This is a genomic window from Rhizobium oryzicola (assembly GCF_030504645.1).
Lineage (GTDB): Bacteria > Pseudomonadota > Alphaproteobacteria > Rhizobiales > Rhizobiaceae > Neorhizobium > Neorhizobium oryzicola.
Map to the genome: position 1 here is coordinate 146,095 of NZ_JAUKWQ010000011.1, position 13,134 is coordinate 159,228.

The following is a 13,134-nucleotide window of genomic DNA, read 5'->3' on the forward strand; positions in this document are numbered from 1 at the left end:
AGCCCGATGCTGACCAGGCCCGCGATCAAGCTGACCCACCGGGGTGCAACCCTTCTTCTCGCCGCCGCTGTCGAGGCCGCAGAGGCCATGGGGGTGCCGCAATGCATCGCCGTGGTCGATGACGGCTGCAATCTGATGGGCTTCATCCGCATGGATGGATCCCGCGTTCTTTCGGTCGAAAGCGCCACGCGCAAGGCCATGACCGCCGCGACCACCGGCCGGCCGACTGGCGGCATCTCTCCCGACAAAGCGCTGCTTCTTGCGGAAGCGACATCCGGCAAGATGACCAACCTGCTGGGTGGCCTGCCGCTGATCATCGATGGGCATATTGTCGGCGGCATCGGTGTCGGCTCCGGCACCAGCGAGCAGGATCTACAGGTGGCGCAGGCCGCGGTGGCGGCGTTTCTCAAGCGCATGGACGAGGGGCAGCATTCATGACGATCACGATCGCGCCGACAGAGCACGGCGTCACAAGGATTGCGCAGCTGGAAAACGTGCAGGTGCGCTTCGGCAAGGGAGAGAACACCTTTCTTGCCCTGGACCGTACCAACCTGACCGTTCGCGCAGGGGACTTCGTCGCCATGGTCGGGCCTTCCGGCTGCGGCAAGTCCACGATTTTGAAACTCGTTGCCGGTCTTCTGAAGCCGACGGATGGCATGGTCTTCGTGGCTGGCCGGGAGGTCGGCGCGGAGCAGGTCGGTATCGGCATGGCCTTCCAGAACCCGACCATGCTGCCCTGGTTGACCATCCGCCAGAACATCATGCTGCCGTTGAAGATCGTCAAACCCTATTCCGATACCTTCCGCCGCGACAAGGATACGGTGTTTCGCGAGCGGGCGGATGCGCTGCTGGCAAAAGTGGGCCTCACCGGCTTTGGCGATCGCCGGCCCTGGGAGCTTTCGGGCGGCATGTTGCAGCGAGCCAACCTCTGCCGTGCGCTCATTCATTCTCCAAAGCTTCTGATGCTGGACGAGCCCTTCGGCGCGCTCGACCAGTTCACCCGCGAGGAACTCTGGGCGATCCTGCAGGATCTCTGGATGGAGACGAAGCCAACCGTGTTCCTCGTCACCCATGACCTGCGCGAGGCGGCCTTCCTGGCAAGCCGCATCCTTGTCATGAGTGCGCGGCCTGGCCGTGTCACGGAGGATCGGGCGGTGGATTTTCCGCGTCCTCGTACGCTGGAGACGACGTTTGAAAGCGGGTTTACCGATCTCACCAACGATCTGCGACGGATGATCTTTGCCGCGCGCCAGGGGGTATAACCAGATGTCGTCGATGCAAATCCGGGAAAACCTCAAATCCGTCTCGCTGATCGTGCTGATGTTCGTGCTGTGGGAAGTGGCTTGCGTCCTGTTCCACATCAGCCCGATCGTGCTGCCGCGCCCTAGCGCCATCTTCACCACGCTGTTCGTCCAGATGCCGGCACTCTGGCCGAATATTCTGCAAACGCTCGCCACCACCATGGTCGGCTTCGGGCTTGGCATGGTCATCGGCGTGGCGCTCGGAGTGTTTGTGGGCGTATCGAGAACGGCCTATAAGACCGCCTATCCGCTGCTGGTCGGCTTCTCGTCCATCCCGAAAGTGGCGGTCGTGCCGATCTTCGTTCTCTGGTTCGGCTCCGGCACGGTACCGGCCGTGCTGACGGCGCTCACCACCTGCATCTTCCCGATCGTCGTCAATGTCGCGACCGGTCTTGCGACCACGGAGCCGGAGATGGAGGATGTGCTGAAAGCGCTCGGCGCCACGCGCATGCAGGTGTTGTGGAATGTCACCCTGCCGCGCGCCATGCCTTACTTCTTCGCCTCTTTGAAGGTGGCGGTGACGCTTGCTTTCGTTGGGACGGTACTTTCCGAGACGGTGGCGTCCAACCTTGGCATCGGCACGGTCATGATGATGGCAAGCTCCAGCTTCGATGTACCGCTGGCCTTTGCAGGCCTCTTCGCGCTCGCCTTCCTGGGCATCGTTCTCTACAGCATCTTTGCGCTGATCGAGCAGCGCGTCTGCGGCTGGGCCATCCGCAAGCAGGATCTGGCGATGGGGTGAGATGGAAACTCCCCACCTCCCCATCAAGGGGAGGTGGGAAATCGTGGCAAGCTCCCACAACTCCTTTGCCGAAAAAAGCGGCGCCCGAAGACGCCGCCTGTATTCTGTTTGAGTAACCCGGCTCAGCTGCGCTTGGTGCGCCAGCTGTCCGCATAGTTTTCGCGGGCTTCGCGGGCGTAAGGGGTCTGCGAGACGCGAACGCGGATCTGCGCCTGCTTGTGCGGCCGCTCGATGGACGTCTTCTTGGTTCCGCCATCCGGCTCGCCCCAGATGAGCGTCAGCACGTCGCCGATCTGAATGTCTGCATCCACCACGCCGAGCGAAAGCATGCAGCGCTCGTTGTACGAATAGCCGTTGAACATGGACATGCCGACCATCTTGCCATCCTTCAGCACCATGTCGGCGCTGGTGGAGGCATAGTTCGGCTGCGGGAAGTCAATCCATTTGTAATGATCTTCGCCCGGACGGAAGGCAGAGGCGATGACTTCCACCACATCCTCGGCATTCCACTCGAAGGTCACCTTCTTGCGATTCTTCTGGCCCTTCAGTTTTTCGAGGGCAGCCTTGCCGATGAAGTCTTCCTTCTTCCAGCCGATATAGAAGTCGTAACCGAGTTCGAACGGATTGACGTAGTAGTCCTCGATATTGTCGGAGACGAAGCTGCCGCCGATTGGGCCATTGGCCTCATAGGAATCGACGCCCAGCCATTCGCGGTAGGCGGCCAGCATGCCGTCGCCGGTATAGATGCCCGGCAGCGGCGAGGGGATCCAGCCGCTTTCCAGCGTGTTGGTGGAATAGGCGCGGCTGCCGCAGCGCACGAGATCCACGTCCGCTTCCTTCGCCGCTTCCAGAATGCAGGAGAGGATGTAGTTCTTGTCCTCGTACGGCCCCCAGATTTCCAGGCCCGGCGCGCCGGACATGCCGTGGCGCAGCGCCTGCACCTTCTTCGAGCCGATATTGATGTGATCGACGTGGAAGAACTTGATGTCCGGGATCGGGCCGCGGTTCAGCTTCTCGAAGATCTTCGGCGCTTCCGGACCTTGGATCTGGTAGCGGTAATGGGTGCGCACTACTCGCTCGCCCTCGGGGCGCGACGGCGAGCGCGGATCGTGCTTGATGCGCACATTCCACTTGCCATAGGCGGCGCAGAACATCAGCCAGTTGGACGTCGGCGCACGGCCAACCAGGATGAACTTGTCCTGCCGCTCGCGGAAAATGATGTGGTCACCGATGATATGGCCGTTCGGCGTGACCGGCACGAAATGCTTGGCGCGGTTCAGGTCAAAATTCGAGAAGGAATTGATGCCGTGATAAGCCAGGAATTTTTCCGCTTCCGGGCCTTCGACGATCAACTCGTCCATGTGATGGGATTGATCGAACAGAACGGCGGAATTTCGCCAAGCGGCCTGTTCGGAGCGCCAGTTGTTGAATTCTGGCGTCACCACCGGGTATACATACATCCCGATCGGTGAATTGCGCAGACGTCCGACAATGTCGGGATTCGCCTTGATAATATCGCTAAGACTGGTCGCTGCCATAGTTTCTCCTCCCTAGGCACTCATCAGTGTGTATACATAGATGCCAAACCGGGCGAAGAATGCAAGCCTCTTTCTGCACCTTTTTCGCAAGCACATACGTGTGCGGGCGCGCAAGCGATGGCTGCGCGCAGAGAGCACGGAATGGGAGGAGGTCAGAATTAACGGTGGATCAGGGCAAGACCCGGAATCTGATGTAGCAGCGCCGGGTCCTGGCTGAAAATGTATTCGAGGTTGCGCCGCGCCGTGCGGGCGTGTTCCCGCGCAATTGCTTCCGCGCGCGCGCCCTCGCGGGCGGCAATGGCTTCCACGATGGCGCGGTGCTGTTCCTGTGCTGAACGCAGCGAGCGGCGGAAGGCGGCGATATCAAGCTTGTTCGGCAGGAAGGTTGAGGGTGACGCGAAAGGCAATGCGGTTGCACGCTCCACCTCACGGCGGATTACCTCGCTGCCGGAGAGGCCCGCCAGCTGGTGGTGGAAGGTTGCGTTCAGATCCGCATAGAGGTCGAAGTCGAGATCATCCAGTTCCTCGCCGAAGCAGGTATCCAGGCGCTCCACCGTCTCACGGATGGCTGCCAGCGCCTGCGGGGCGACGCCGCGCTCTGCGGCAAGCCGCGCTGCCGTGCCTTCCATCACACCCCGCAATTCGATGGAATCGATGACATCGGCAAACCCGAATTTGCGGACCACGAAGCCGCCATTCGGCAGTCGATCCAGCAGCCCCTCCTCGGCGAGACGTGACAGTGCCTCGCGCACGGGCGTGCGGGATATATCCAGCGTTTCGGCAAGCGACACCTCGAAGAGGCGCATGCCGCCCGGCAGTTCGCCGTTGATGATCTTCTCGCGAAGTTCGATCACTGCGCGGCGACCATGGGTCGCTGCCTCGCTTGCCTTGGATGCCAAATCGCTCCCCCGTGCCTTATCCGTTCGCATCCATGGATGCGCAATACCCTTTTCCAGCTATGTATACATAGCCAGCGGGCATGCCAGCAAGAGCGCTTTCATTCGGCGGGTGCGGGAAGCGCGGAGGGTGTCTCATTGCGATGGAAGCGCGCAGACCAGCGTGAGAAAAGCAGGTAGATGATCGGCGTCGTATAGAGTGTCAGCACCTGCGACACGATCAGGCCACCGATGATGGTGATGCCGAGCGGGCGGTGAAGGTCCGCCCCAGGGCCGGTGGCCAGCACCAGCGGCAGCGCGCCCATGAAGGCGGCAAGCGTCGTCATCATGATGGGGCGGAAGCGCTTAAGGCATGCCTCGTGGATCGCCTTTTCCGGCGCCATGCCATGCACGCGTTCCGCCTCCAGCGCGAAATCGACAAGCATAATGCCGTTCTTCTTCACGATGCCGATCAACAGGATGATGCCGATGAAGGCCACCACCGTCAGTTCTGTGCCGCTGATCCAGAGCGCCAGCAGTGCGCCGAGACCGGCAGAGGGAAGGGTGGAGATGATAGTCAGCGGATGTACGAGGCTCTCATAGAGAATGCCAAGCACGATATAGACGGCCAGCAGGGCCGACAGGATCAGCAGCGGCTGGTTGCCGGAGGATTTGCTGGCGCTTGCCGCATCGCCGGCAAACTCCGCATGCAGCGTATCGGGCAGGTGCATGCCGGCGACCGAGGCCTTGACCGCCTCGTTGGCCTGCGACAGCGTCGTCTCAGGTCCCACATTGTAGGAGATGGTGACGGACGGGAACTGCCCCTGATGGTTGACACCAATCGGTGCCAGCGTGCGCTCCACCTTGGCAAAGGCGCCAAGCGGCACCTGTGTGCTGCCACTGCCGGGCACATAGATCTTCAGGATGTGTTCCGGGTCCTTGGCGAAATCCGGATAGGCTTCGAGAATGACCCGGTACTGGTTTCTCTCACCATAGACGATCGTCACCTGCCGCTGTGCGAAGGCGTTGTTGAGGGCGGTATCGACCGCGCTCATCTTGATGCCCAGGCGCGAAGCCGCCGTTCGGTCCACCACCACATTGGCCTGCAAGCCGCTCGGCTGCCGGTCGCTGTTGACATCTGTCAACAGAGGTTCCTGCCGGAGCCTTGCCAGAATGCGGGGCGCCCAGGTGATCAGTTCATTGTAATCCGCGTCCCACAGCGTGAACTGGTACTGCGAGTCGGACGAGCGCGCGCCGATACGGATGTCGCTTGGGGAAAAGAACGAGGTGTCCAGGCCGGGAATGACGGCCGTTGCGCGGCGCAGGCGATCGATCACCACTTCCGTCGGTTCGCGCTCGCCGGGGGGCTTCAACGAAATCTGCATCTGGCCGCGATTGGCGGTGCCCAGAAAGCCGCCGCCGACGCTGGCACCGATATTGGCAACCGCTGGATCCTTCTCCACGATGTCCAGCGCCCGTCTTTGCAGTGCCACCATGGCCGGATAGGAAATGTCGCTTGCCGCCTGGCTGTTGCCGAAGATGAAGCCGGTATCATCCCGCGGTAACAAGCCCTTCGGCACCTTCGCATAGAGATAACCGGTCAGGACGACGCAGGCGATGGTGGTGAGCACCGCCAGAAAGCGGTGATGCAGAACGCCGCTCAAGGTGCGGTCGTAGAAACCGATCATGCTATCCAGCGCGCCTTCCACCACACGGTCGAACCTGCTGCTGCGCGCATCGAGATCATGCGCCTTCAGCCGATGGCCGCAGATCATCGGCGTCAGCGTGAGCGAGACAATGGTCGACACGATGATGGTGAAGGCGAGCGTCAGCGAGAAAGTGAGGAAGAATTTGCCGACCACGCCGCCCATGAAGAACAGCGGAATGAAAGCCGCCATCAATGACACGCTGATGGCGATGACCGTAAAGCCGATCTGCCGTGCCCCCTCGCGGGCGGCGTCCAGCGGCTTCATGCCTTTTTCGAGATTTGCATAGACGTTCTCGATCATCACGATCGCGTCGTCCACCACGAAGCCGCTCGCGACCGCAAGCGCCATCAGCGAAAGGTTGTCGATGGAAATACCGGTCACCCACATGGCGGCAAAGGCCCCGGCGAAGGAGAGTGGCACCGTCAAGCCCGCCGCAACGGTCGGCACCACGCGGCGCAGGAATACAAAGACCACGGCCATGACCAGCGTGATGGTGGCCAGAAGGGTGAATTGCATATCCTCGACGCTGGCGTGGATCGTGGTCGTACGATCATTCAGCACATCGATCTCAATGCCGGAGGGGATGAGTTCCTTGAGTTCCGGAATGAGCGCACGCACCGAATCGACGGTGGAGACGACATTTGCATCTGCGGCTTTGGTAATGTTGAGCAGCACGGCGGGCTTGCCGTTGAACCAGGCATCCGAGCGGCGGTTGCGCACGCCGGGCTCGACGCTTGCGATGTCGGCAAGCCGGGTGGCGGTTCCGTCGCCGGAGCGGATGATCAGCTGGCCGTAATCCTCAGGCTTGGTCAGCTGGGCGTTGACCGAAAGCGCATAGAACGAGCTTGGTCCATCAACAGCACCGACAGGTGCCAGTGCATTGCCCGCGACGATGGCATTGCGCACATCATTGGCCGAGAGACCAATCGCCGCCAGCCGGTCTGGATCGAGACGTACGCGCACGGCAGGCTGGTCGGCGCCGCTGACATTGACGTCGCCCACGCCTTCCACCTGCGAAATGCGCTGCACGACGACCGTATCGGCCGCATCGAAAATTGCGCTTGCCGGCAGGGTGGAGGAGGTGAGCGCTAGCGTCAGGATCGGTGCAGCCGCCGGGTTGGCCTTGCGCATATTCGGCAGGTTCGGCATGTCGCTTGGAAGATCTGCCACCGCCGCGTTGATCGCGGCCTGCACATCCTGGGCCGCGCTGTCCACATCGCGGGAAATGTCGAATTGCAGGAAGATGTTGGTGGTGCCAAGCCCGCTGGCGGAGGTCATTTCCGTTACGCCGGCAATCGCACCCAGATGCCGCTCCAGGGGGGCGGCGACGCTGGAGGCCATGCTTTCCGGGTCGGCGCCCGGTCGGCTGGCCGAGACGCGAATGGTCGGCAGGTCGACCGCCGGCAGGCTGGAGACCGGCAAAAAGCGATAGGCAACCAGCCCCAGCATCATCAGGCCGATTGCCAGAAGCGTCGTGCCGATGGGTCGGTTGATGAAGGGGGCCGAAATGTTCATGCGGGTTCACCCGCTTCCCGCGCGGCCGCTTCGTTCGGGCCTTTCGCGCGGGCACGCAAACCGTCCAGCGCCAGGTAGATGACTGGCGTCGTATAGAGCGTGAGCAACTGGCTGAGCAGCAGGCCGCCGATGATGGATATGCCGAGTGGAATACGAAGCTCCGCGCCCGTGCCTTGCGCAAGCGCCAATGGCAGCGCACCAAACAGGGCGGCAAGCGTGGTCATCATGATCGGGCGGAAGCGAAGCGCTGCGGCCTTGATGATCGCCTCACGCGGCGCAAGCCCGTCCTGCCGCTCCGCATCCAGTGCGAAGTCGATCATCATGATCGCGTTCTTCTTCACGATACCCATCAGGAGCACGATGCCGATCAGCGCGATGATCGAGAGATCCTGCCCGAACAGCATCAGCGCCAGAAGCGCCCCCACCCCGGCGGACGGCAGGGTGGAAAGAATGGTGATCGGGTGGATCGCGCTCTCATAGAGCAGGCCAAGCACGATGTAGATGGTGATGATGGCAGCCAGGATCAGCCAGGGTTCGCCTGCCAGTGAGCGGTCGAATTCTTCCGTATCGCCGCTGTAGTGACGCTGGATGGAGGCCGGCATGCCGATCTCCTTTTCCGCGCTCTTGATGGCATCCACCGCATCCGACAGCGAGGCGCCGCGCGCCAGATCGAAGCTCAGCGTTACCGCCGGAAACTGCTCGCTGCGGCTGATCACCAGCGGCGCGTTGGTGAAGCGCACGGTTGCCACGGTACTCAGCGGCACCATGACGTTGTTCGCGCCTTCCACGTAAAGCTGCTCCAGCGCCTTGGGATCACCCTGGAAGCGCTGAGAGGCTTCCAGGATCACGCGGTACTGGTTGGCCTGCCCGTAAATGGTGCTGATCTGCCGCTGGCCGAAGGCATCGTAAAGCGTATCGCTGATGCCCTGCATGGAGACGCCAAGGCGGGCTGCCGTTTCGCGGTTGACCTGAATGGCGAGGCGCCCGCCGCCCATTTCCACTTCGGAGGTCACATCTACCAGCAGCGGGTTCTGCTGCAGGCGCCGCGCCAGACGGTCCGCCCAGTCGGCAACGGTGGCCGTCGCCGTGCCCGTCAACGTGTACTGGTAAGGCGCGCGGCTTGCGCGCGTGCTGATCGAGATGTCGCGCACGCTCTGGAAGGTGGCGTGGACGCCGGGAATGCCGGCGACGCGCTCGCGCAGGCGGTCGATCACGTCAGTGGCGGAGATCGCCCGTTCATCCTGCGGTTTCAGCACGATGGTGTAACTTGCCGTGTTGAGCGTCAGGTTGGTGGCGCTGGTGCCGATCACGGCGATCACGCTTTCGACGGCCGGATCATCGCGCAAACGATTGCCGATGTTCTGCTGTGTCGCCTTCATCACATCGAAGGAACTGGTCGGTTCGGTTTCCACCACGGCGGTAATCAGGCCCGTATCCTGCACAGGCAGAAAGCCCTTGGGGATGGCGATGTAGAGCGCCACCGTGACGCCAAGCGTGATGGCCGTCAGCGACAGCATCAGCCAGCCACGGTTGACCGCCCAGACCACGCTTTTGTGGTAGCCCTCGTTCATCCAGTCCATGAAGCGGTCCGTCAGCCCAAGCAGGCCGGAACTGCGCTCCTTCGGCGCACGCAAGATTCGCGCGCACATCATCGGCGTCAGCGTCAGCGAGATGATGGCGGAGACGACGACGGCGATCGTCAGCGTCAGCGCGAACTCGCGGAACATGCGGCCGACGATGCCGGTCATGAACAGCAGCGGTATAAAGACGGCGATCAGCGATGCCGTCAGCGAAATGATGGTGAAGCCGATTTCGCCGGCACCCTTCAGCGCCGCCTGCATCGGCTTCTCGCCCTCTTCGATATGGCGGGCAATGTTCTCGATCATCACGATCGCATCGTCCACCACGAAGCCGGTGCCGATGGTCAGCGCCATCAGTGACAGGTTGTCCAGGCTGAAGCCTGCAAAGTACATGATGCCGAAAGTGGCAATCAGCGATAGCGGCAGCGCAACGCCGGCAATGATCGTTGCCGTCAGCGTGCGCAGGAACAGGAAGACGACCAGAATGACAAGGCCGATGGACAGCACCAGCGTCCATTGCACGTCATGGATCGACGCCCGGATCGTCTCAGTGCGGTCGTTGACGATATCGAGCGAGACACCGGCCGGCAGCGCCAGTTTCAGGCGCGGCAGCTGGCGGCGCACATCCTCCACCGTCTGGATGACGTTGGCGCCGGGCTGGCGCATGATGTCGACGATCACGGCGGGACGGCCCTGATACCAGGCACCGACACGGCTGTTTTCCAACCCTTCCACCACATCAGCCACATCCTTCAGCCGCACGGGGGCGGCGTTCTTGTAGGCGATGATCGTCTGGCGATAGACTTCCGGCTCGTGGATCTGGTCGTTGGCCGACAGCGTGAACGACTGGAATGTGCCATCCACCGCACCCTTTGCACCGGACACATTGGCATTGGTGATGGCTGAGCGCAGGTCCTCCAGCGAAAGGCCATAGGAGGCAAGCCTCGTCAGATCCGCCTGCACGCGAATTGCCGGGCGAACGCCACCCTGCACGCGCACATCACCGACGCCTGAGACTTCGCTAAGTCGCTGCGACATGATCGTGTCGGTGAAGTCGCTCAGGTCTCGGATCGGGTAGGTGTCGGAATGCAGTGCAAGCGTGATGATCGGCGTATCCGCGGGGTTCACCTTTGCATAGGTCGGCGGATAGGGCAGCGTCTTCGGCAGGCTGCCGGCGGCGGCGTTGATCGCCGCCTGCACATCCTGCGCGGCGCCATCGATATCGCGGTCGAGGTTGAACTGCAGCGTGATCTGGCTGATGCCGAAGGCGCTGGAGGAGGTCATCGAGGCAACCGCCGGTATCTGCCCCAGCGGTCGCTCCAGCGGCGCCGTCACCAGCGCCGTCATCGTATCGGGATCGGCCCCCGGCAATTGGGTCGTGACCCGGATTGTCGGAAAATCCACCTGCGGCAGCGGCGCGACCGGCAGATTGAAGAAACCCAGAAGCCCGCCGAGCAGCGTTGCAATCCCCAGCAGCGAGGTGGCAATCGGCCTGGAAATAAAGGGCGTGGAAATGCTCATTTCGAGGCGTCAGCCGCTTTCTGGGGATCGGTCTTGGTAGCGTCCGGCGCTGGCGAACCGGATTGCGCGCCCCCATTCTGGCGACGGTGACCGGAGGGTGGCTGGTCGGCACCCGGTTGTGCTTGCCCACCCGGTTGCGTGGGCGCGGCATGATCGCCTGCGGCCGGCTTATTCTGATTGTTGTTCTGGTTGTTGCCCTTGTTGCTGCCGCCCTTGCGGCGCTGCCCGCGGCTGTCATCGGAAAGTGGCACGGCCATCTTTGACGGGTCTGCCTCTTCCGGTGTCGAAACGCGCACCTGTACGCCATCCTGGAGCCGCGCAAAGCCCGTCGTGACCACCCGGTCGCCATCCTTCAGGCCCTTGGCGATGACGGCAATCTGGTCATCCTGCATGGCGACGTCGATCGCCTGCATCTTCACGGTATCGTCCGGCTGCACGATATAGGAATAGGTGCCGCCGGGGCCGCGCTGCACGGCAGCGGACGGCACGGTCAACACATCCTTTTTCGTTTCCACCAGCAGCCGCGCATTCACGAAGGCGCCCGGCCACAGCGTCAGCTTCTCGTTCGAAAATTCGGCGCGGAGCTTCACCGTTCCGGTCGTTGCATCCACCTGGTTGTCCACGACAGTCAGCTTGCCGTTGGCGAGAAGCGTCTTGCCGTCATCGGCGAAGGCATCGACAACAAGCGGACCCTTGCCGTTTGCGGCGTTGACGCGGGCGAGATCCTGCTGCGGTACAGAAAACACCACGGTGATCGGGCGGATCTGCGAGAGCGTGACGATACCGTTTGAATCTCCGCTGGAGATGATATTGCCGACATCGACATTGCGGATGCCGGTGCGGCCATCGATCGGCGCGCGAATGGTGGTGTAATCCAGCTGCACCTGCGCGCCTTCGATCGCCGCCTGGTCAGATTGCACCTGCGCCTTGTATTGCGCCACGAGTGCCTTCTGATTGTCGACCTGCTGCTGTGTGGCGGCGGAATTTCCGGCGAGCCGCTGCAGGCGGTCCGCTTCCACAATCGCATTGGCCAGTTGTGCCTCATCCTGCGCCTTCTTGGCGGCCGCCTGATCGAGTTGTGCGCGGTAAAGGGCGTCATCGAGCCTTGCGATGATGTCTCCCTTCTTCATGTCCTGGCCCTCGCGGAACAGGATTTCGGTGATCCGACCACTCACCTGCGCGCGCACCACAACCGTATTGGCGGGTCTGACGGTGCCGACGCCCACGGCGTAAACAGGCACATCCGTGATGGCGGCGGGGGCGGCCACGACCGGGATCGCACGGTCACGTGCGGTCTGACGGTCAACCTGCTTTTTGGGAAACCACGTGCCGGTCACGGCCTGAAATTGCGTTTGCACCTGCGGCTGCTGAGCGGCATAGGCAAGTCCCGCTCCGGCAATGGCAAGGCCGAACAGGATAATCTTTGTACGTGTTTTCATCGATGACCGCTCATGCGTGGTGTGACTGAGCCGCGCGCGCTCTGCAGAGGCGCGCTCGACCGGGCGTCAGGTAGCCGCGCTGCCTAACGAACAGACGACAAACCAACCACAACTTTGAAAAAAAACCACTTACAAGAACGTAATGAACGGGGTTTTCCGTCTGCGCCGTTCGAGTCAGCGCACCATAACGCAGGAATGTGGTGAATGTTCTGCAAGCCCTGCGGGAATTCAGCCAGTATTATCGACCGCGCGTGCGAAGGCTGCAAGCACCGTTCGCTCTGAACGGTCGAGATAGGAACCGAGGAGCGCCGCAGCCTCAGCCGGTTTGCCTTCTTCCAGCAGCGCCAAGATCTGCAGGTTGAGATCCAGGTAGGGGGCATGCAGGAATTCGGGATCATCCAGCAGGCCGAAGCTTAAGCGAAGTTCGGCGGCCGTTTGCGCATAAAAGGCATTCAGTCGCGGGCTGTCGGCGAGATCGACGATCGCCGCATGGAAGGCCATATTGGCGCTGCCGACACCCACCCAGTTTTTCGTGTTGCGGTGTTCGATCGCGAGCTCCACAGCCTCGCGCATGCGGGAAACTGCGGGATGTTTGGGGTAGGATTGCGCCAGGGCCGTGCATTCCACCATGCGGCGCACGCGGTAGATGTCGATGATGGATGCCATGCTGGGCGTTGCAACAAAGACGCCGCGATTCGGCTCATGGCGCAGAAGGCCATCCTTCGTCAGCAGGCGGAAGGCTTCCCGCAGCGAATTGCGCGATACGTCCAGGCTTGCGGCCAGGGCTGCTTCGGAAAGACGCTGGCCGGGCTTCAATTCACCGGCAATCAAGCGGTCGCGAATGGCTTCTGCCAATCGCTGCGCCAGTGTCAGGCCCAAATCCTGCTCTGCCATTCCCGCTCCGTCCGGCCAAA

Annotated in this window: 9 protein-coding genes; 3 read left to right on the forward strand and 6 right to left on the reverse strand. The window is 62.0% G+C overall.

Annotation, left to right across the window (positions count from 1 at the left end):
* The first annotated feature begins 6 nt into the window (after positions 1–6).
* The 3 genes from Q2T52_RS22955 to Q2T52_RS22965 are packed head-to-tail and all read left to right on the forward strand — an operon-like array spanning position 7 to position 2,043.
* The gene (locus tag Q2T52_RS22955) at positions 7–438 is read left to right on the forward strand and encodes a GlcG/HbpS family heme-binding protein (protein WP_302079221.1); all 432 of its coding nucleotides are present in this window, start codon (positions 7–9) and stop codon (positions 436–438) included.
* Positions 435–1,262 (forward strand): ABC transporter ATP-binding protein, encoded by an 828-nt coding sequence (locus Q2T52_RS22960; protein ID WP_302079222.1) that lies wholly within the window; start codon positions 435–437, stop codon positions 1,260–1,262. Before Q2T52_RS22955 ends, Q2T52_RS22960 begins: the two co-directional genes overlap by 4 nt.
* A gap of 4 nt (positions 1,263–1,266) precedes the next feature.
* Positions 1,267–2,043, forward strand: coding sequence for an ABC transporter permease (locus tag Q2T52_RS22965; RefSeq protein ID WP_302079223.1), 777 nt, complete (start codon positions 1,267–1,269; stop codon positions 2,041–2,043).
* Between the two features lie 122 nt (positions 2,044–2,165).
* Here the strand turns inward: Q2T52_RS22965 and ligM are convergent, their stop codons facing one another.
* From ligM to Q2T52_RS22995, 6 genes are all read right to left on the reverse strand, one after another.
* Positions 2,166–3,581, reverse strand: a complete 1,416-nt coding sequence (ligM, locus tag Q2T52_RS22970) for a vanillate/3-O-methylgallate O-demethylase (RefSeq protein ID WP_302079224.1) — start codon at positions 3,579–3,581, stop codon at positions 2,166–2,168.
* Between the two features lie 158 nt (positions 3,582–3,739).
* Entirely contained in the window at positions 3,740–4,510 is a 771-nt protein-coding gene (locus tag Q2T52_RS22975) for a GntR family transcriptional regulator (RefSeq protein ID WP_436799578.1), read from the reverse strand.
* A 68-nt stretch (positions 4,511–4,578) separates the two neighbouring features.
* Positions 4,579–7,680: an efflux RND transporter permease subunit gene (locus Q2T52_RS22980; RefSeq protein ID WP_302079226.1), complete on the reverse strand. Its 3,102-nt coding sequence runs from the start codon at positions 7,678–7,680 to the stop codon at positions 4,579–4,581.
* Entirely contained in the window at positions 7,677–10,781 is a 3,105-nt protein-coding gene (locus Q2T52_RS22985) for a multidrug efflux RND transporter permease subunit (protein WP_302079227.1), read from the reverse strand. Before Q2T52_RS22985 ends, Q2T52_RS22980 begins: the two co-directional genes overlap by 4 nt.
* A complete protein-coding gene (locus tag Q2T52_RS22990) occupies positions 10,778–12,220 on the reverse strand; it encodes an efflux RND transporter periplasmic adaptor subunit (RefSeq protein ID WP_302079228.1) in 1,443 nt (480 codons plus the stop codon). Before Q2T52_RS22990 ends, Q2T52_RS22985 begins: the two co-directional genes overlap by 4 nt.
* A 228-nt stretch (positions 12,221–12,448) precedes the next feature.
* Positions 12,449–13,114, reverse strand: coding sequence for a GntR family transcriptional regulator (locus tag Q2T52_RS22995; RefSeq protein WP_302079229.1), 666 nt, complete (start codon positions 13,112–13,114; stop codon positions 12,449–12,451).
* Between the last annotated feature and the right edge of the window lie 20 nt (positions 13,115–13,134).